This is a genomic window from uncultured Parvimonas sp. (assembly GCF_963524015.1).
Taxonomy (GTDB): Bacteria; Bacillota; Clostridia; order Tissierellales; family Peptoniphilaceae; genus Parvimonas.
On the sequence record NZ_CAURDT010000001.1, the window covers coordinates 1 to 20,436 of the forward strand.

At 26.7% G+C, this 20,436-nt stretch carries 17 protein-coding genes and 1 CRISPR repeat array; of the genes, 14 read left to right on the top strand and 3 right to left on the bottom strand.

All coding sequences use genetic code 11. From position 1 onward, the window contains the following. The first annotated feature begins 259 nt into the window (after positions 1–259). A CRISPR array of direct repeats spans positions 260–748; the repeat unit is 30 nt; unit sequence GTTTAAATAGAAACATACTGTAATGTAAAT. A gap of 156 nt (positions 749–904) precedes the next feature. Then, complete coding sequence (locus tag RWJ08_RS00005) at positions 905–1,606, top strand: HAD family hydrolase (RefSeq protein ID WP_313960657.1); 702 nt, start codon at positions 905–907, stop codon at positions 1,604–1,606. 310 nt (positions 1,607–1,916) lie between these two features. On the opposite strand, the gene trmB is transcribed toward RWJ08_RS00005, so the two are convergent. After that, a complete protein-coding gene (gene trmB, locus RWJ08_RS00010) occupies positions 1,917–2,552 on the bottom strand; it encodes a tRNA (guanosine(46)-N7)-methyltransferase TrmB (protein WP_009372383.1) in 636 nt (211 codons plus the stop codon). A 235-nt stretch (positions 2,553–2,787) separates the two neighbouring features. On the opposite strand from trmB, the gene RWJ08_RS00015 reads away from it, so the two are divergent. From RWJ08_RS00015 to RWJ08_RS00070, 12 genes are all read left to right on the top strand, one after another. Then, the gene (locus RWJ08_RS00015; RefSeq protein ID WP_313960658.1) at positions 2,788–5,313 is read left to right on the top strand and encodes a ribonucleoside-diphosphate reductase subunit alpha; all 2,526 of its coding nucleotides are present in this window, start codon (positions 2,788–2,790) and stop codon (positions 5,311–5,313) included. A gap of 12 nt (positions 5,314–5,325) precedes the next feature. Beyond that, positions 5,326–6,375, top strand: coding sequence for a ribonucleotide-diphosphate reductase subunit beta (locus tag RWJ08_RS00020; RefSeq protein WP_009372573.1), 1,050 nt, complete (start codon positions 5,326–5,328; stop codon positions 6,373–6,375). 149 nt (positions 6,376–6,524) lie between these two features. Next, positions 6,525–7,505 carry a metal ABC transporter solute-binding protein, Zn/Mn family gene (locus RWJ08_RS00025; protein ID WP_313960659.1) on the top strand — a complete coding sequence of 327 codons (981 nt, stop codon included), beginning with the start codon at positions 6,525–6,527 and terminating at the stop codon, positions 7,503–7,505. Positions 7,506–7,514: 9 nt separating this feature from the next. Further along, positions 7,515–9,419 (top strand): hypothetical protein, encoded by a 1,905-nt coding sequence (locus tag RWJ08_RS00030; protein WP_313960660.1) that lies wholly within the window; start codon positions 7,515–7,517, stop codon positions 9,417–9,419. A 210-nt stretch (positions 9,420–9,629) separates the two neighbouring features. Continuing rightward, positions 9,630–9,914: a co-chaperone GroES gene (gene groES, locus RWJ08_RS00035; protein ID WP_004833192.1), complete on the top strand. Its 285-nt coding sequence runs from the start codon at positions 9,630–9,632 to the stop codon at positions 9,912–9,914. An 11-nt stretch (positions 9,915–9,925) separates the two neighbouring features. Beyond that, a complete protein-coding gene (gene groL / locus RWJ08_RS00040; RefSeq protein WP_313960661.1) occupies positions 9,926–11,557 on the top strand; it encodes a chaperonin GroEL in 1,632 nt (543 codons plus the stop codon). A gap of 348 nt (positions 11,558–11,905) precedes the next feature. Next, a complete protein-coding gene (locus tag RWJ08_RS00045; protein WP_313960662.1) occupies positions 11,906–12,985 on the top strand; it encodes a ribonuclease E/G in 1,080 nt (359 codons plus the stop codon). Continuing rightward, complete coding sequence (rlmD, locus tag RWJ08_RS00050) at positions 12,985–14,298, top strand: 23S rRNA (uracil(1939)-C(5))-methyltransferase RlmD (RefSeq protein WP_313960663.1); 1,314 nt, start codon at positions 12,985–12,987, stop codon at positions 14,296–14,298. Before RWJ08_RS00045 ends, rlmD begins: the two co-directional genes overlap by 1 nt. Positions 14,299–14,346: 48 nt before the next feature. Next, positions 14,347–14,985: a GNAT family N-acetyltransferase gene (locus RWJ08_RS00055; RefSeq protein ID WP_313960664.1), complete on the top strand. Its 639-nt coding sequence runs from the start codon at positions 14,347–14,349 to the stop codon at positions 14,983–14,985. After that, positions 14,978–16,189: a diaminopropionate ammonia-lyase gene (locus RWJ08_RS00060; protein ID WP_313960665.1), complete on the top strand. Its 1,212-nt coding sequence runs from the start codon at positions 14,978–14,980 to the stop codon at positions 16,187–16,189. The genes RWJ08_RS00055 and RWJ08_RS00060 overlap by 8 nt, the downstream gene beginning before the upstream one ends. A 24-nt stretch (positions 16,190–16,213) precedes the next feature. Continuing rightward, entirely contained in the window at positions 16,214–17,194 is a 981-nt protein-coding gene (locus RWJ08_RS00065) for an acyltransferase family protein (RefSeq protein ID WP_313960666.1), read from the top strand. Between the two features lie 148 nt (positions 17,195–17,342). Beyond that, positions 17,343–17,804 (top strand): flavodoxin, encoded by a 462-nt coding sequence (locus tag RWJ08_RS00070; protein ID WP_269755522.1) that lies wholly within the window; start codon positions 17,343–17,345, stop codon positions 17,802–17,804. A gap of 148 nt (positions 17,805–17,952) precedes the next feature. On the opposite strand, the gene RWJ08_RS00075 is transcribed toward RWJ08_RS00070, so the two are convergent. Both RWJ08_RS00075 and RWJ08_RS00080 read right to left on the bottom strand, forming a co-directional pair. Beyond that, on the bottom strand, positions 17,953–18,372 hold the full coding sequence (locus RWJ08_RS00075) for a nuclear transport factor 2 family protein (protein WP_029950574.1): 420 nt from the start codon (positions 18,370–18,372) through the stop codon (positions 17,953–17,955). A gap of 240 nt (positions 18,373–18,612) precedes the next feature. Next, the gene (locus RWJ08_RS00080; protein ID WP_313960667.1) at positions 18,613–19,254 is read right to left on the bottom strand and encodes a Crp/Fnr family transcriptional regulator; all 642 of its coding nucleotides are present in this window, start codon (positions 19,252–19,254) and stop codon (positions 18,613–18,615) included. Between the two features lie 265 nt (positions 19,255–19,519). Between RWJ08_RS00080 and RWJ08_RS00085 the strand changes: the two genes are divergently transcribed. Next, positions 19,520–20,167, top strand: a complete 648-nt coding sequence (locus tag RWJ08_RS00085; RefSeq protein WP_009372487.1) for a redox-sensing transcriptional repressor Rex — start codon at positions 19,520–19,522, stop codon at positions 20,165–20,167. Positions 20,168–20,436: the final 269 nt, after the last annotated feature.

Below are 20,436 nucleotides of genomic sequence, written 5' to 3' on the forward strand. Positions count from 1 at the left end.
GGAATACCGAACATCAGCGAATCTATCATTGCGGAGCGTCTTCCAAAGATGCAGGTCAGAGAATCACAAGTATAACGGAAGTAGTCGATCAGATGATTTATACTGACCTTATCAATAATCTATTGAAAAATCCGGTGTTGAAGTTAAAATAGAAGTAAAAAATGGATTGAAAATTTGAAAAAATATGTATCCAATACTTGACACAAGGGTGTAATGTAAATAGTTTTGGAGGATAGACCGCTGTTACAATATGTAATCCGTTTAAATAGAAACATACTGTAATGCAAATCAAAGTAAAACTTTTGGAAATTTATCTTTACTTTTTGTTTAAATAGAAACATACTGTAATGTAAATTTATTTTTTCTCTTACAAGTTTTTCATCAAGATTAGTTTAAATAGAAACATACTGTAATGTAATTGTGCATTTCCTTTTAATGTTTCATGATGTCCTAACTCGTTTAAATAGAAACATACTGTAATGTAAATTTGGTTTGAAGCTGGTTGGCACACTTGTTACACATAAGTTAAAATAAAAACATACTGTAATGTAAATCGTATCGCATTACTGAGTGTCTTCTGCCTTGTAAGTTTAAATAGAAATATACTGTAATGTAAATGGGAATTTTTGTAGTAAATCCATTAGTTTGCTTGGTTTAAATAAAAACATACTGTAATGTAAATTTTTCAAGTTTATAATCGCATTTATATTTCATTTTCGTTTAAATAGAAACATACTGTAATGTAAAATAAATATTATACTTATCTAAAATATGAATACATTTCATTTGCAAAATTTTATACAAATCGTTATAATATATGTATTACTTAAAAGATTTTAAGTTTTAAATTAATGTTATTTTTTACATAATTTATGATGTAATTAATAATATTTAAGGAGGAAAAATGAAAGCTATATTATTTGATTTGGATGGAACTTTGCTTCCTTTGGATGAGAAATTATTTGTTGATATTTATTTTACAGAATTGTCAAAAGTATTTTCTGCTTATAATATTGAAAGTAAGAAACTTGTTGAAACAATCTGGACTGCAACAGGAGATATGATTAAGAATGATGGAAAGAAGACGAATGAAGAAGTATTTTGGGATAGATTTGAAAGCTGTATAGATACTGATGTATCAAGTGTTAAGGGATTATTAGCAGAGTTTTATGCAAATCAATTTTATAATAAGGTTAAGAAGTCTTCAACTGAAAATAGTTTGGCAAAGGTTGCTGTTGAAATTGCAAAGAAGAATGGGAGAAAGGTGATTCTTGCTACTAATCCGGTATTTCCTGAAGATGCTTTAGTTAGATTGAAATGGACAGGACTTGATGTTGATGACTTTGATTATGTTAGTCATTATAGTAATAGTTCTTTTTCAAAGCCAAATCCTAAATATTATTTAGATTTATGTGAAAAATTTGGTCTTGAACCAAAGGACTGTTTAATGATTGGAAATGATGAAAAAGAAGATATTTTTGCTGCTAGTTCTATCGGAATGAATTGTTATTTGGTAACAGATAATCTTAATTCAGCTCCAGATTGTGAAATAAATTGTGAAAAGGGAAGTTTTGAAGACTTAATTGAAAAATTAAAAACTTTATAATTGAGATAGGTATAAATTAAAAAGACAACAATTTGTTTGAATTGTTGTCTTTTTGTTGTTTTTAATTAAAATTTTCAAAATTCAATCATATGGGGCTTTAGGAGATCTCTCGACTTCGCTCGAGATGACGTGTTGGGGAAGATATTCTTTGAATAGTAAAAAGACGTGAATTATTTCACTATTACACAATTATTCTCTCAAAATTACTATTGTTTACAAGTAAACAAAGTTAGAGCTAGATTAACTTCGTTTCACTTTACTCAACTACGTTCAAGATGACGTGTTGAGAGACGTTCGGAAGACAAAGCTCTTATTTCTTCTTGGCTATTAAGAATTTTATTTTTATTCCTAATGATTTGAATTTATTTTCGTATTCTGTTTCTATGTTTTTTGGATATTCAAAGTTCGCTAAGTCATATGTAATTAGTATTACTTCAAATCCGTTTTCATTAAAGTATTCCAAACTTGCTTCGAATAAATCATCATCATCAGTTTTAAAATGTATTTCTCCCTCTTCTACAAGTAATTTATTGTATTTTGCTAAAAAATTAGGATGAGTAAGTCTTCTTTTATGATGTCTTTTCTTTGGCCAAGGATTACAGAAATTTATGTAAATTCTAGATATAGAGTTTTCGTTAAATATCTCATCTATTTTTTCTATATTTGTAGGAATTGCTCGAACATTTAACAATTCTAAATCCCTAATTTTTCTTGTTGCATATACAATTGCATTTGTGTCCAAGTCCAATATACAGTAATTAATGTCCTTGTTAATATCAGCAATTTCGCTTATAAATTTTCCTTTTCCACAACCAAGTTCAAGATTTATAGGATTGTTATTTTTAAATTCTTCGTTCCATTTTCCTTTTAAGTTTTCTGCATTGAATATTACTTGAGCATTTTCTTTCATTTCAGGAACTGCCCACCATTTTTTTCTAAGTCTCATAATTTTCCTTTCATAAAAATTTTTTATCGTTACAAATATTATATCATATTTTTCTATTTTATATATATTTTATAAAAAAATTAAAAAATTTTTTTACTACTAATAGTAATATTTTTATATCCACCAAAATATTTTTAAAAATACTACAAAACATACTATATATAGTAAAAAATAAAACTTGATTTCTATATATATTTTGTTTTATAATGGGTATAAATTTGCGGAGGTGATTTTATTGAGGATTATAAAGAGAGATTTATCAGAGGTATCATTTGATATTTCTAAAATAGAAAATGCAATTTATAAAGCATTTATTAGTGTTGGTGATGAAGATAAAAAGGTACTTTCAAAACAATTGGCACAAGAGGTTTTTGAAAATATTTTACAAAATAAGGATGAAAATTCAAGTATAAGTGTTGAAGAAATTCAAGATTATGTTGAAAAAACTTTAACTAAGAATAATCATTATGAAACTTTAAAAAGCTATATTTTATATAGAGAAAAAAGAAATTCTTTAAGAAAGGAATTAAATTCTTTTAGAGAATATATTGAAGATGAATCTTTAATTGAAGTGCTTGCAAAAATTCAAAAAGATTTTTCAACAGAAGGTTATGAGCTTGACAGATTATGTAGAAAGTTCTTGTCTTTTGTTAAACCAAGTTCTACTTTGAACGAAAAAGTTGAGCTTTTAATAAAGGCATCTTCTGAATTGACTTCGAAAGAAAATCCAAATTGGGAATATATTTCTGCTAGAATTTATGCTTATAAAATTCATAAAGAGATTTCAAATTATGAGAAAGAATGGCATATTGTCGATTTTAAATCAAAGATACAAGCTTTGACAAAAGCTAATTTATATGGGGAATATATATTAGAAAACTATTCAAGTGATGATATTGATGAGCTTGAAAAGTATATAGATGACAGTAGAGATGAGTTATTTACTTATTCATCTTTAGATTTAGTATATAAGAGATATTTAATTTGTGATTCACATAAAAAAGTAATTGAAACAATGCAAGAAATGTTTATGGGTATTGCTATGCATCTCGCAATTCCTGAAAAAGATAGAGTTTCTTTTGCTAAAAAAGTTTATGACGTTCTTAGTAATTTAAAGGCAACTGTTGCAACTCCTACAATGTCAAATGCGAGAAAGCCATTCCATCAACTTTCTTCTTGTTTCATAGATACAGTTCCTGATACTTTAAAAGGAATTTATAGAAGTATAGATAATTTTGCTCAAGTTTCAAAACATGGTGGTGGAATGGGACTATATTTTGGAAAGGTTCGTGCAAGTGGTTCTGATATTCGTGGATTTAAAGGTGTTGCAGGTGGAGTTATCAGATGGATAAAACTTGCTAATGATACAGCAGTTGCAGTTGATCAACTAGGGGTTAGACAAGGCTCTTGTGCTGTTTATTTAGATGTTTGGCATAGAGATATTCCCGAGTTTTTAAATCTTAGAACTAATAATGGTGATGACAGAATGAAAGCTCATGATGTTTTCCCTGCAATTTGTTTCCCTAATTTATTCTGGCGTTTAGCAAAGGAAAATATAAATTCTAATTGGTATTTATTCTGTCCACATGAAGTAAAAGATGTAATGGGATTCTGCTTGGAAGATTTTTATGGAGAAGAGTGGGAAGAAAAATACAGACTTTGTATTAAAGAGCCAAGACTTGATAAAAGAGTTTTAACTGTAAAAGATTTAGTTAAATTAATTTTAAAGAGTCAAGTTGAAACTGGCACACCTTTTATTTTTAATAGAGATAATGCAAATAATGCAAATCCAAATTCACATAAGGGAATGATTTACTCTTCAAATCTTTGTACTGAAATAATGCAAAATATGAAAGAAATTTTAGATGTTGAAGATAAAATTTTACAAATAGATGGAGAAGATCATGTTGTAACTGATGTTAAAGCTGGAGATTTTGTAGTTTGTAATCTTGCAAGTTTAGTTCTTGGAAATATTGATCTAAAAAATGATGAAGAAATGGAATTTGTAGTTTCTACAATGATAAGAGCATTGGATAATGTAATTGATTTAAACTACTACCCAACACCTTTTGCTAAAATAACAAATTCAAAATATAGAGCAATTGGTCTTGGAACAAGTGGATATCATCATGCTCTTGTAAAAAATAAAATTATGTGGCAAACTGAAGAACATCTAGAATTTATGGATAAGGTTTATGAAAAAATAAATTATTTTGCTATTAAAGAAAGTTCAAAGATTGCCGAAGAAAAAGGAAGCTATAAATATTTTGAAGGTTCAGAATGGCAAAACGGAAAATATTTTGAAAAAAGAGAATATAATTCTAAAGAATGGATTGAACTTAAAGAAAAAGTTGCTAAAAACGGACTTAGAAATGCTTATCTTTTAGCTGTTGCTCCGACAGGTTCAACTTCTATTATCGCAGGAACTACAGCTGGAGTAGATCCTGTTATGATGAGATATTTCCTTGAAGAGAAAAAAGGTTCAATTATTCCGAGAGTTGCTCCTGATTTAACTCCTGAAACATTTTGGCTTTATGAAAATGCTCATGAAGTAGATCAAACTTGGTCTATAAAAGCTGGTGGAGTTAGACAAAGACATATTGATCAAGGACAAAGTTTAAATCTTTATATCACAACAGATTATAAGATGAGTCAAATTTTAAATCTTTTGATTTTATCTTGTGAAGTTGGTTTAAAGAGTATTTATTATATAAGAAGTAAGAGTTTAGATATTGAAGAATGCGATAGTTGTTCTGCATAGGAAGGAGATATTATGGAATTAAATAAAAAAGCTCTATTTAATGAAAATGGAGATATAGAATTGTCAAAAAGAAAAATGATAAATGGAAATACTACAAATTTAAATGATTTTAACAATGTAAAATATACTTGGACAACAGAATGGTACAGAAATGCCATGAATAATTTCTGGATTCCGGAAGAAATAAATTTATTTCAAGATTTAAAAGATTATAAAATATTAGATGAATATGAAAAAACTGCTTTTGATAAAGTTTTAAGTTTTCTAATATTTTTAGACAGTATTCAAACTGCAAATCTTCCATATATTGGAGAGTATATAACAGCAAATGAAATCAACCTTTGTCTTACTATCCAAGCTTATCAAGAAGCTATCCATTCACAAAGTTATGGATATATGTTAGATAGTATATGTTCTCCTGAAGAAAGAACAAATATTCTATATCAATGGAGAGATGACGAACATCTACTTGCAAGAAATAAATTCATTGGAGACTTATATAATGAGTTTCAAGAAAATAAAGATCCATACAGTCTAGTAAAGACAATGGTTGCAAATTATATTCTTGAAGGAGTTTACTTCTATTCAGGATTTATGTTCTTCTATAATTTAGGAAGAAATGGAAAAATGCCTGGATCTGTACAAGAAATCAGATATATAAATAGAGATGAAAATACACATCTTTGGTTATTCAAAAAAATGCTTTTAGAATTACAAAATGAAGAACCGGAATTATTTACAGAAGAAAAAGTTGCTGTATATAAAGATATGATTAAAACAGGTGTAGAACAAGAAATTGCTTGGGGAAAATACGTGTTGGGAGAAAATATTCCTGGACTTACAATGCAAATGGTTGAAGATTATATAAAATATCTTGGAAACTTAAGAAGTACTGCTTTAAACTTTGGTAAACTTTATGATGGTTATGATGAAGAACCAGAAAGTATGAAATGGGTTAGTGAGTATTCAGATCCAAATGCAATAAAGACAGATTTCTTTGAAGCAAAACCTTCAGCTTATTCAAAATCAAGTGTAATAGATGATGATTTAGATGATTTATAAAATATAAAAAATACTTAATTGATTTTTCAATTAAGTATTTTTTTTGTAAAAATTTTGATTTTAACTATTGAAAAAGTAAAAAATTAGTAGTATAATATTAACACAAATAAGAATTATTTGCATTAAAGAAAATTTAAGGGGGATTATTTATGAATAAAAGATTGAAAAAAATTATTTCAATTATGATGATTAGCTGTATGTTTTTAGTTGCTTGTTCATCTAGTAAGGATGAAAATAATAAAGAGCAAAAAACTACAGAGCAAAAAGAAAATAAGAAAGTTATTTATACAACATTTTTTCCAGTAACAGATCTTACAAAGAGAATTGTTGGGGATAAAATGGAGGTTAAAACAATAATAAAAGGGAATCAAGAGCCTCATTCCTTTGAACTTAAAGCTGGAGATATGCAAGAAATTATAAAAGCAGACTTGATTATTTATAATGGTGCAAATATGGAGTCTTTTATTTCTGCTATTGAAGATACTGTTAAGGATAAAAATAAGTTCTTAAATCTATCACAAGGATTGACTTTGCTTGAAAGTGGAGATGGATTGGAAGAAGAACATGATCATGGTGATGAAAAAGAAGATAAACATGAGCATGATAAAACAAATCCACATACTTGGCTTAGCGTAAAAAATGCAATTATTCAACTTGATACTATTTATAAAAAAGTTTCTTCTATAGATCCTGAAAATGAAGCCTATTACAAAGAAAATCTAAAAAAAGCACAAGATGAATTTAGAGCTTTAGACAAAAAATTTGAAACAGAGCTTTCAAAGGTTAAGAGTAAACAAAAATATTTTGTTGTAAGTCATGCTGCTTTTAACTATTTAGCAAATGATTATGGCTTAAAACAAGTTGCAGTAACAGGTATATCACCGGAAGATGAACCATCAGCAAAGCAACTTCAAAAAATTGCAGACTTTGTTAAGAAATACAAGATAAATACAATTTTCTTTGAAGGAAAGGCAACTCCAAAAGTTGCTGAAACTCTTGCTAAAAACACAAATACAAAAACAGATACTTTATATACAATGGAAAATTTGACAGACGAAGAAATTGAAATGGGATATTTAAAATTAATGGAATTAAATTTAAATGCTTTGGTTAAATCTTTTAATGAATAGGAGGGAAATATGAGTAAAAATTTAAAGAATAAAATTTATAAAATGAACTTGATTTTAGTTTGTAGTGCAGTTTTACTTGCAAGTTGTTCAAAAAAACAGGAAGAAAAGGAAAAAACTTCTAGTAAAAATTTTGAATTTGTTGAAAAAGAGACAAATTATAAAAAAGATGAAACTACAGAAGTTTTAATTGATGCTGAAATAAAAAAGAGTGATATTGTAAGATCTTATAAGCACGGGGATCACTGGCATGTGTTTACTAAAGATGGTAAAGAACATATCACTTATACAGACCCTTCAAAATTAGGAGATGGAAATTCACTTTCTCTTGTTAGCGTTGTTTCAAAGAGTAAGTTAAGAGGATTAAATGTAACATCAATATTAAAACATGGAGATCATTGGCATGTTTATACAGCTGATGGGAATGAATATTTAACTTATGAAAATCCATCAAGTATGTTTCCAAATATTACTGTAGGAACTTATGTGGGTTCACATGGTTCACACAGAAATAGGAGAAATTCAAATAACTATTCACATGCAAATATTATTGAAGAGAAAAAAGATAGAGTTGTAAAAATTTTAAAACATGGAGATCATTGGCATATCTATACTGCAAGTGGTAAAGAATATATTAGTTATACTGATCCTACTTCAAAATATCCTGATGCAGAAGTCGGAGAGTATCAAGGAAATCATGGAGATTCACAAGATAATACTGAAAATGAAAGACCAAATGTTCCAAGTGCTAGTGAAAAATTATATGAAGCTAGAAAGAATTTAAATATAGTAAATGTTTTGGGAAAAGATCCTGTTGACAGATATAATATAGTAAAAATTTTAAAACATGGAGATCATTATCATATTTATGATTCAAAAGGAAATGAAGGAATCACTTATACTAATCCAAGATCACTTTATCCAGAAGCTGAATTTGGAGAATATCAAGGAAATCATGGAGAAAATTCAAATAAACCATTTGAATGGCCAAAAGGGGTTACAAAAATTATAGATCATGGAGATCATTGGCATTTATATGTTGGAGATAAAGAGGTCGGAGTAGTTCACGAAAATCCTAGAAGCCGTTATCCTGATGCTGAATATATTAAAGAAGGAAGCGATCACTCAGATATTGGTGTAGATGAAAATGAATTATTTACTTATGAAAGTGTAAAAGCAGAAATAAAAGATAAAGTAATTCCATATCTTGATAGTAATCTTAGAGCAATGAGACATTATGGAGATTTAAATACAACATTACCTGTTTATGGTTCAAATGGAGTGAAAAAAGGAATATTTTACTGGTTACATGGAGGTCACTACCATGCAATAACTATAAAACAAATTATTCAAAATGCAAAAGCAGGTCAATATGGTGATTGTACAGCAAGAGAAATTGTAGCTGCTTTAAAATATATAATTCAAAATCCTGATAAAGAAATTGAATCAAAAGTAACTGTTGATAGAGAAGAAGTAGTAAAATATCTTATGAAAGTTTATAATCTAAAAGACAGAATGGATGTAAATATTATTGGAGATATTGCTTATGTTTATATAAATGATGAAACTTTAACATTCAGTTTAGCAGATTTTGAAAAGGTAAATGGAGAAATTAGATATAAAAAGAAACTACCAGAAGCACCAAAAAAAGCTAAAAAAGATAATGAAGATTATGTGGATGAAGAAGATACAAAAGATTATTCAGGTTATGAAGAAGAGAAAAATAAAATAACTAAAAAAAATAGTGAAGAATCTAAAGAAAAAATAGTTGAAGAAAAATCTGCAGAAAAAAATAATTCTGTTCCAAAGACTGAAGATAAAAAAGTTGATGATAATAAGGATGTAGAAAAAACAAAAACAGATAAACCAATAAAATCTGAAGAAAAGAATAAGGAAAAGGAAAATAAAAATAATTAGTTTTATAATTTAATAAATTTTCTAAATTTAAAATCACTCAATCACAGATTAAAATCTGTATTGAGTGATTTTTTGCAAATGAATAATTATATTTTAAATAAAATTTTTTATAAAAATGTTTATAAATTATGTTTTATGTGGTATAATATATTTGTAATTAATTAGCACTCAAGTTAATAGACTGCTAATAACTTTAATAGGAGGTATGTTATGAAATTAAAACCAATAGGAGATAAATTAGTTATAGAAATGGTTGAGGTGGAAGAAAAGACAAGTTCTGGAATAGTTCTTCCTACTTCTGCTAAAGAAGCACCAAGTGTAGCAAAAGTTTTAGCAATTGGTGATGAAATTTTAAAGGATGAAGATAAAAAAGATTTAATTAAAGTTGGGGATAAAATAATATTCTCAAAATATGCAGGAACTGAAGTTAAACTTGATAAAAAAGAATATATTGTTGTAAAAATTGCTGATGTTTTAGCAGTTGTTGAAGATTAGGAGGTTTTTAAATGGCTAAAGAAATTAAATTTAATGAAGAAGCAAGAAAAGGAATGGAAGCTGGTATTAATAAACTTTCAAATACAGTTAAAGTTACTCTTGGACCAAAAGGAAGAAATGTAGTTTTAGATAAAAAATTCGGTTCACCACTTATTACAAATGACGGTGTTACTATTGCAAGAGAAATTGAATTGGAAGATCCTTATGAAAATATGGGAGCACAACTTGTTAAAGAAGTTGCAACTAAGACAAATGATGTTGCAGGTGATGGTACAACTACAGCAACACTTTTAGCACAAGCAATTATCAGAGAAGGTTTAAAGAATGTTGCAGCAGGGGCAAATCCAATGATAATCCAAAAGGGAATTAAAAAAGCAGTTGAAAAAGCAGTTGAAGGAATTAAAGAATTCTCAAAACCTGTTGAAACAAAAGAAAGTATTGCTCAAGTAGCATCAATTTCTGCAGCTGATGAAGAAGTTGGAAAATTAATTTCTGATGCAATGGAAAAAGTTGGAAAAGACGGTGTTATCACTGTTGAAGAATCCAAAAGTATGGGAACAACTTTAGAAGTTGTTGAAGGTATGCAATTTGATAGAGGATATGTTTCTCCATATATGGTAACTAATACTGAAAAAATGGAAGCTGAACTTGAAGATCCATATATTTTAATTACTGATAAAAAGATTACTAATATTCAAGAAGTTTTACCTGTTTTAGAACAAATTGTTCAACAAGGAAAACCACTTTTAATTATTGCTGACGATGTAGAAGGCGAAGCAATGGCAACTCTTGTTGTTAATAAATTAAGAGGAACATTTAACTGTGTAGCTGTAAAAGCACCTGCTTTTGGTGATAGAAGAAAAGATATGCTACAAGATATTGCAATTTTAACAGGTGGTACAGTTATTTCAGAAGATTTAGGATATGAATTAAAAGAAACTTCTATTGAAATGTTAGGTAAAGCAAGAAGGGTAACTGTTGGAAAAGAACTTACTGTTATCGTAAATGGAGCAGGTGAACAATCAGCTATAGAAGAAAGAGTTGCTTTAATTAGAAATCAAATAGAAATAAGCGATTCTGAATATGATAGAGATAAATTACAAGAAAGACTTGCTAAACTTGCTGGAGGAGTTGCAGTAATTCAAGTTGGTGCAGCTACTGAAACAGAACTTAAAGAAAGAAAGTTAAGAATAGAAGATGCACTTGCAGCTACAAGAGCAGCGGTAGAAGAAGGTATTGTTCCTGGCGGTGGAACTGTATTGTTAAATGTAATTCCAAAAGTTAAAGCACTTCTTGAAGAAACTAATGGAGACGAAAGAACAGGTGTTAATATAATTGTTAAAGCACTTGAAGAACCAGTTAGACAAATTGCAATCAATGCAGGTTTAGAAGGTTCAGTTATCGTTGAAAATGTTAAGAATGCTGAAGTTGGAATTGGTTTTGATGCTTTAAGTGAAAAATATGTAAATATGCTTGAAAATGGAATTGTTGATCCTACAAAAGTTACTAGATCAGCACTTCAAAATGCATCAAGTGTTGCATCTATGGTTTTAACAACAGAAGCTGCTGTTGCTGATGTAACTAAAGATGAACCAATGGGACAAATGCCTGGCGGAATGAATCCTGGAATGGGATATATGTAGAAAGTAGTTAACTTATAGATAAATTTATGGTAAAATAGAACTTGGATTAACCAAGTTCTTTTTTTATGGAGTTTTTATGATTAAATTATTTTTTATATTATGTTTTTAATTAGTATTTCTATTTTAGTGATACATCAAAGTTTTTATTATTATCAATTTAATAAGATTTTAAAAAAATTGAAAATTTTAAGTGAAGAAAAAAATATAAGAGAAGATAGAAATTTAATTTTAGAGTATAATTATAACCTTGCACAGCTTAATTATATTTTTTGTGTGTATTTTTGTGGGTTGATGAAAAAAATTTTATATAAAAAGAATAATTTTGAATATGTTGAATAGGAGAAAGTTTTGAAAGATTATTTATTTATATACAAAAATGAAGAAAAAATAGAATATGGAAAAGTTTTAAATTCAAAATTAAAATCCTATTATGTAAAAAAATTTAGTGATTTTGAAATTGGAGACATATATAGAGTAAGAGTTGTAAAAAAAGTTGATGCATTACAATGTTTTTTTGTAGAACTTAAAAATGGAAAAAATGGATTTTTAGACTTCAAAGATACTATTGGAGAAGTAAAAGTTGGAGATGTAATATTTGTTGAAATTTACAAAATTAATGCAGGAGAAAAAGCACCTAATGTTTCAATGAATTTTTCTGTTTCTTCAATGTTTTCAGTTATATCTTACAAAAATAGAGAAGATATTTTGATTTCAAAAAAATTAAAAGAATATAATTTTGACTTGGAGCAGATAAAAAATATAAAATCAAATTTTTCAGTAAAATTGAGAACAAAAAGTATCGATTGTGATGAATATACTTTATTGAATGATATAAGAAAAAATGTAGAAAAAATGCAAGAAATAGTCGATAGTTTAAATAATTTACCTGTTCCGAAATTAATCTACAAAAAGGAGAATTTTTTAGAGGACTTTTTATTTGAAAATGAAAAATATTCCTGTATATTAAATGATAAAGAGCTATATAAGAGTTTTAAAGATAATAAATTTTTGAAAAATGAATTAAAATACAATGATGAATATTCTCCAAGATATGACTACAATATTGGAGTATATCTTGAGGGATTAAATAAAAAAACAATTGAAGTTGAAGATATAAATATAGTTATAGAAAAAACGGAAGCCCTTACAGTAATAGATGTAAATTCAATGAAAAAAACAAGTGAAATAAATAAAAGTAAAAATGCTTTAAGTGTAAATTTAATAGCAATTGAAGAAATAATTAGACAGATTTCTTTTAGAGATATTTCAGGAATAATAATTGTAGATTTTATAAATATGAAAACAAAAGAAAAAGAAATTTTGGAAGAAAAAATTAAGGAAATACAAATTTTTGATAATAAGATTTGGAATTTTCATGGATTTACAAAACTTGGATTATATGAAATTACAAGACAAAGAGGAAAATAATGGAATTAAGAAATTTAGAAATAATTGACAATACTAATGAGGGACTTGGAGTTGCAAAAAGTGAAGAGGGAATAGTTTTTGTAAAAGGTGGACTTGTTGGAGATATTGTTGATGTTGAAATAACTCAAAAGAAGAAAAAATTTTCTAACGGATATGTTAAAAAATATTTGAAATATAGTGAATACAGAGAAAATCTATACGATGAAAAACTAACAGATATCTATCATTTTATAAATTTGAAATATGAAAAAGAGCTTGAATTAAAGAAAAAGATGTTTTTAGATAGACTTAGAAAAAATACAGGTATAGAATTAGAAGATGTAGAAATTTTAGAGAATAAAAATAACTTAAATTATAGAAATAAAATTGAATTAAAGACAAATGAAAACTTTGAACTTTGTTACTGTGTGGATAATGGAGAAAGCAAAATAAAACTTGAAAATTGTCCATTAAGTGATGAGAGTATAAATAAATTTCTTCCGTTTTTACAAGAAAAATTAAAAGAATTTAAGGTTAAGTCCTATGATGTGAATACTGATGATGGAATTTTAAAAAATATCAGCATAAGGTCAAATTACAATTCTGAAATTATGATTACAGTTGTTGTAAAAGAAAATATAGTAGAAGCTCAAAATTTTGTAAAAAGTTTAAATGAATATGAAAAATTAGTAAGTGGATATATAAATATAAACCCTAAAAAAGCAAGTATAATTATGGGACAAGAAAGTAAATTAATATTTTCAAAGAAGAATTTTACAGATAAAATCGGAAAATATGAATTTAATATTTCCCCAAAGAGCTTTTTCCAAGTAAATAGATTTCAAACTGAAAATTTATATAAAATAGCTAAAGAATTTTTAGGAGAAAATAAAGATAAGAATTTGTTGGATTTATATTCCGGAATAGGAACTACTAGTATATATTTTTCAGACAATTTTAAAAAAGTAATCGGTGTAGAAGTTGTAAAAGATGCAGTAAAAGACGCTATAGAAAATTTAAAACTAAATGATGTAAAAAATGTCGAGTTTTTATATGGTAAGAGCGAAGAAAAAATTGAAGAAATACTAAAAAATAATAATATAGATATAATATCCGTAGATCCTCCACGAAAAGGACTTGATAAAAAGGTTGTAGATACTATTATCAAAAGTAATATTAGAAAAGTTGTCTATATAAGTTGTAACGGAGCGACACTTACAAGGGATTTAAAATATTTTATCGACGGTGGATTTGAATTAAAGAAAGTAAAACTATGCGATATGTTTAGTAAAACTGCACATTGTGAAGTTGTTGTGGAGATTGAGAAGGTATAAGAATAGGAATAATACTATGTATACATTAATATTTTTATAGGAGGTAAAATGAGTGAGAAAAAATATTTAGAAAACCCAACTGAACACTCTGCTTTGTCATACTGGAAAAGTAAAAAATTCAAAGTTCCAGATAATATGAAAATAATTAATGATAAGTATTTTTCAAAAGAGCTATTAAAAGATTTTAATGATGATATTTATTTTAAATTAGTTCACAACTTAAATAATATTATTTTATGTAATCTTCCTGAGAATTTTATTTTTTACAAATGTAGTATTGAAGAATTTGCCATTCATATAAATAGTTGTTATGATGATGAGGGAATAACAATTAAAGAATTAGAGGCTTATAAAGATCGTATAGTATATGATGAGGAATTGTGGATTTGTATTTTTGATAAATATAATAAAAAAATAGTTGCTACAGGAATTGCTGAATTTGATGATGAAATAAAAGAGGGATATTTGGATTGGATTCAAGTTTCAAAAGATTATAGAAAAAAAGGATTTGGAACAGTTATTGTAAATGAATTATTGTATAGATTAAAGAAAAAAGCAGATTTTGTTACGGTTTCTGGGAAAATAAATAATAAAAGTAATCCTGAAAATTTATATTTAAAATGTGGTTTTGAAAACAAAACTATATGGCATGTTTTGACAAAAAAGGAGTTATTTTACAATGAATAGTAAATTTAAAAAGATAAAAGTTCTTGAAAGTTCAAATACAAAAAAGGAATTGGATATAAAATTATATGGTGAAGAGCAGGCGAAAGCAGTATTGAAATTTCATAAACAGATTGAGGAATATAAGAAAACTCCACTTGTTTGTCTTCCTAATTTGGCTTCAAAGCTGAATATTGGTGCAATTTATGTAAAAGATGAATCAAAGCGTTTTTCACTAAATGCATTTAAAGGACTTGGTGGAAGTTATGCGATGTTTAGAATTTTATGTGATGAATTAAATCTTAATCCGGATATTACAAGTTTAAATGATTTGTTATCAGATAAATATAAAAAAAGACTTGAACAGATTGAGTTTGTAACATGTACTGATGGAAATCATGGGAGAGGTGTGTCTTGGGCTTCAGGATTATTTGGATGTAAAGCCCATGTCTATATGCCTTATGGAACAGCGGAAGTTCGAGCAGAAGCAATTCGAAAGGTTGGTCCTGCAAAAGTAGAGATTACAGATTTAAGTTATGATGATACTGTTAAATATGCTTTAGAAATTAGTAAAAAGTATGGTTGGATATTAATTCAAGATACTTCTTGGGATGGATATGAGAAAATTCCAACATGGATTATTCAAGGATATCTAACAATGGCTTATGAAATTACAGAAGAATTAGAAAACTTAAATGTAATTCCTACACATGTTTTTTTACAGGCAGGAGTTGGCTCAATGGCTGGAGGAATGATTGCATATTTTGTAGAACATTATAAAAATAACAAACCTATATTTACTATTGTAGAGTCAAATGTTGCCGATTGTATTTATCGTTCTGCTGAGATAGGCGATGGGAAATCTTATTCTGTAGGTGGAGCTCCAACAACTATTATGGCAGGATTGAATTGTGGTTCTGTTTGTAGTCTTATTTGGCCAATTATATGGAATTATACTGATTTTTATATTTCCGGTTCTGATGATATGGCAGTTGATGGAATGAGAGCCTACGCCTTTAATAAAGGAGAAGATTTAAAAATTATTTCTGGAGAATCAGGAGCTTCCACAATGGGTGCATTACTTGGAGTTTTGACAGAATCTTCTATGGAAGAAATGAAGAAAAAAATGAAAATAGATGAAAATTCTGTTATTCTTTTAATTAATACAGAAGGAGATACTGATCCGGAAAATTATAAAAAAATTATAAATGGAGATTGGAACAATTAAATTGTTTGTTTTTTGGGAGGAATTATGAAAGAGCGTATAGTACTATGGGATAATCTTAAATTTATTTTAATAACACTTGTTGTTATTGGACATTTTGCTGATGAATTTACAGCTAAATCAGATGTGTATAAAAGTGTATTTTTATTTATATATACTTTTCATATGCCTCTATTTATTTTTATTTCAGGATTGTTTCATAGCGAAAAAAATATTATAAAAAAGTGTATTTTTTATTGTAGTATTGGATTTTTGTATAAAATAATAACCTTAATTTTTGATAGATTAAGCGGGAATAGCAATGTTAGCTTCAACCTTTTATCTGATGGGGGAATATCATGGTTTATGTTTGTTCTTGCAATTTATACGATAATATCTTATGTTATAAAAGATGAAAATAAAAAATATATTTTAGTTTTTTCAGTAGTTTTGGCCTGTTTTACCGGATATGACAAATCTATTGGAGATTTTTTGTATTTATCAAGAGCTATTGTGTTTTTTCCTTTTTATTTGTTAGGGACAATGCTTAAAAGTGAGGATATAATAAGTATTAAAAATAAATATAAAGGACTTTATATAGTTTCGATATTGATTTTATTGATATGGGGATTTTTGTGTTTTTATAAAATAGATAAATTTTATATTTTACGATATTTATTTACCGGAAGAAACGCGTTTTATGAACCAATAGTAAGATATGGAGCTTTGGCAAGACTATCTTGTTACATATTGTCGTTATTGATACTTTGCTCTTTTATAATCTTAATACCAAATAAAAAAATTAAGTGGATAAGCAATATGGGTAAAAACTCGATAAATGTTTATTTTTGGCATTGGAAATTCTATATTTTACTTGAAAAACTATTTTGTATTTCAAGCTTATTTTATGCAGGAGTTATGGGAAAGATTGAATTTTTATTTGTAGGATTATTCATAAGTGTTGTGCTATCACAAAGAGGAATATTTGAATTTCCTATAAAACAAATTAAAAGGTATTGCTTTTCTTAAGTTTGTGTCGACTGAAAATATGGAGATTAAAGCAAATAAGAAAAAGGGTATAAAAGTAATAGGTATTAAAAAATAAGTAAAGTAAATAGAAATTTTTAAATTATATCTATGATTAATTAAAGTTAAAATGAAAATAAGGAGGTAAAATATGAAAGCTATTATTTTCTACTATTCAAATAGTGGTAAGACTAAAGATGTTGCAACAAAAATCCAAGAAAATCTTGGTTGTGATATGATAAGTATAGAACCTGAAGTTTCTTATGGTTCATATTTTAAAGCTATTGGAAGAGCGAGAGATGAAAAAAAGAAGGATATAACAGCTAAATATGTAGCACCAGTTGTAGATATTTCTGATATTGATGTTGTTTTAGTGGGATATCCAATTTGGTTTAGTAAACCACCAATGATTGTATTAGATTATTTAAAAAAATATAATTTAGATGACAAAAAAGTAGTTCCTTTTTCAACATCTGGATCTACTAATGTTAAGACAACTCTTAACACACTTAAAGAATATATTGGGAAGGCAGAACTATGTCTTCCATATAGTAAGGCAATAATATTTAAAACAAACTTTAATAAATGGATTGAAAAAGTTAAAGAATTATAGTATGTAGGCTTTTGATACTTAAAATAAAAAAATACAGTCATTTAATTGAACTGGATTTAAAAATACAAAAATTATTAAAGGAATGTAATCCATAATTAATAGGAGACATTCCTTTTAAATTATTCTTAATTATTTGAGTCGGAAATGATTAAAACCAATTTGTTTTTTCATCCCTAAATTTTGGTATTTTTCCATTTTGATAAGGATTATAGTTGTTTCGATTACAGCCGAATTCTTTTAATTCTTTTATTTTATTATCATCAGTCCATACAATAAGAGAAATTCCGTCAAAATCTTCGATACTTCCATTATTCATTTTATTCTTAAAATACCATTCTACAATAGTTTGATTACCTTTATGAAAAAATTGTTTAATTGTCCAATCTATTACCATTCCACGATTATTCCATTCATTAAACCATAATTTTACTGTTTCACGATTTTCATATTTGGGGCTCCAACTTTCTGTGTAAATAACATCTTCTGTAAAAATTTCATCTATTCCTAAATCTTTTTGTTTTATCCACATATCAAACCATAGTTGAATTATTTTTTCTTTTTTATTCATCATACACCACCATATAAGCAATTCTCAATCAATTAAATAAACACAATTAAAAGAATGTTTTTATCATTATAACACATTTACATATAGTTTTATAGTATTCATTTTTACTTATAACAGTCATTATTTCCTATATGTTTTCACAGAATAATTTTTCTATTATTTTTATATTTAAAAACTGACCTTCAAAAAATTATTTTAAATTTATTAAAGTCAGTTTTAATTTATTAATATACAATGTTTTTATAGTAGTTTAAATTTGTTTTTTTCAAAGTCTATTATTCCTTCTTTTTTTAATTTTCCAAGCTCTCTTGAAAGATTACTTCTGTCAAGTGCGAGGTAGTCTGCCATTTCATTTCTATTTAGATTTATTTCAAAGTTACTATCTAATGATAGTTGCTTTTTTTGATTTGAAAGATATTCTAATATTTTTTCTCTCGTAGTTCTTTTTGACAAGATTTGTAATTTTTTGTTTAAAATTAAATTTTTCATAGAGATTATCGTTAAAAAATTATTTAGAATTTTTTGGTAATATTGAGAATTAGATAAACTACTATACTCAATCCAAATTACAGAAGAACTTGTTAGAGAAATTATTTCGTGAGGAATTTTCATTTCTAATGAAACTAAGGCTTCGCCAAATGAATCTCCTTTTTCAAAAACATTTAAAATATTTCTATTTCCAAAATAATCGAAATTAGAAACTGCAATTCTTCCATTTGTAATTATTCCAAAATATTCTACTTTTGTATTTTCAGCTAGAATTACATCATTTTTTTTATAATTTTTTTCATAAAAAGATACTACTGAAAATATTTCTATTATTTCATCTATTGAAAAGTCCTTAAATATTGGACATTCTTTTATTATTTCAAAGTTATTCAAGTTTACCTCCTAAAATTTATTAATTATATTTTAGAACTTTTTTTTACATTTTTCAATATATTTTGTTTATAATTTATTAATAATTATTTAATATGGTTGCTATAAACTGACAAAGTTTGAAAAAAATAGTTATACATTCTAAAAAACATTGTAAAAAATATTGCAATAAATTTGAATAGGTGTTATAATACTTAAAACGAGAGTACGTTTTAGATTTTACATATTAATAAAATTAAATGAAAACAAAAATGGTAGGAGGTTTATTATGTTAGACGATAAAATTTCTGTTGCAGTTATAAAACGTTTACCTAAATATTATAGATACCTTGAACTTATTGGAGATAAGGGAATAATTAGAGTATCTTCTCAAGAATTAAGTAAAATTACAGGTTTAACTGCATCACAAATTAGACAAGATTTGAATCACTTTGGTGCATTCGGTCAACAAGGCTATGGATACAATGTAGAAGAGTTAAAAATTGAATTGGAAAAAATTATGGGTGTTGATAAGCCTTATAATGTAGTTATTATTGGTTTTGGTAATATTGGTAGTGCATTGTTAAACTATAGTGGATTTAGAAAAAAAGGCTTTAAGGTTGTAGGAATTTTTGATAACTCATCAGATATTATTGGAAGTAAACAAAATGATGTTGTTGTTAAAGATATTTCAGAATTAGAAGAAGTTGTAACTAGAGAAAAAGTTGATATTGCAATTTTAGCGATTCCTGCAAGACCTGCACAAGAAATAACTGATAAACTAGTTGCTTGTGGTATAAAAGGAATTTGGAATTTTGCACCAATTGATTTGAAATTACCAAGAAATGTTGTGCTTGAAAATGTTCATTTAGATGGAAGTTTATTAACTCTTACTTACTATATGAATAGTTTAAAGGATTATCCAGGAGTAAGATAGAACTATATTATATCAAGGTGTGTTCAAAAACCTTGATTTTTTATGGGTATACAATAAAACTCTTTTTTAAGAGTTTTATTTTTTTTTGTTTTATGCTATAATTGAAATAAGTTTTATTTGAGGGAATAGTCATTAAAAGATTGTTTTTGCGACAATTTATATATTAAAAATAATCTTTAAAATTTCTCTTTTTTAAATCTTAATTGCAAAGAATAATTATATTGTATTTTAATGCTGAGGCTATAATACAATAAATTTAAAATTTTTTT

Bases quoted from the DNA above. Each gene is read 5' to 3' on its own strand.
- RWJ08_RS00020 (WP_009372573.1), top strand. From the start codon at position 5,326: ATGGAATTAAATAAAAAAGCTCTATTTAATGAAAATGGAGATATAGAA.
- RWJ08_RS00070 (WP_269755522.1), top strand. From the start codon at position 17,343: ATGAAAGCTATTATTTTCTACTATTCAAATAGTGGTAAGACTAAAGAT.
- RWJ08_RS00055 (WP_313960664.1), top strand. From the start codon at position 14,347: ATGAGTGAGAAAAAATATTTAGAAAACCCAACTGAACACTCTGCTTTG.
- RWJ08_RS00075 (WP_029950574.1), bottom strand. From the start codon at position 18,372: ATGAATAAAAAAGAAAAAATAATTCAACTATGGTTTGATATGTGGATA.
- RWJ08_RS00065 (WP_313960666.1), top strand. From the start codon at position 16,214: ATGAAAGAGCGTATAGTACTATGGGATAATCTTAAATTTATTTTAATA.
- RWJ08_RS00085 (WP_009372487.1), top strand. From the start codon at position 19,520: ATGTTAGACGATAAAATTTCTGTTGCAGTTATAAAACGTTTACCTAAA.
- RWJ08_RS00060 (WP_313960665.1), top strand. From the start codon at position 14,978: ATGAATAGTAAATTTAAAAAGATAAAAGTTCTTGAAAGTTCAAATACA.
- groL (WP_313960661.1), top strand. From the start codon at position 9,926: ATGGCTAAAGAAATTAAATTTAATGAAGAAGCAAGAAAAGGAATGGAA.
- RWJ08_RS00005 (WP_313960657.1), top strand. From the start codon at position 905: ATGAAAGCTATATTATTTGATTTGGATGGAACTTTGCTTCCTTTGGAT.
- trmB (WP_009372383.1), bottom strand. From the start codon at position 2,552: ATGAGACTTAGAAAAAAATGGTGGGCAGTTCCTGAAATGAAAGAAAAT.
- RWJ08_RS00030 (WP_313960660.1), top strand. From the start codon at position 7,515: ATGAGTAAAAATTTAAAGAATAAAATTTATAAAATGAACTTGATTTTA.
- RWJ08_RS00025 (WP_313960659.1), top strand. From the start codon at position 6,525: ATGAATAAAAGATTGAAAAAAATTATTTCAATTATGATGATTAGCTGT.
- rlmD (WP_313960663.1), top strand. From the start codon at position 12,985: ATGGAATTAAGAAATTTAGAAATAATTGACAATACTAATGAGGGACTT.
- groES (WP_004833192.1), top strand. From the start codon at position 9,630: ATGAAATTAAAACCAATAGGAGATAAATTAGTTATAGAAATGGTTGAG.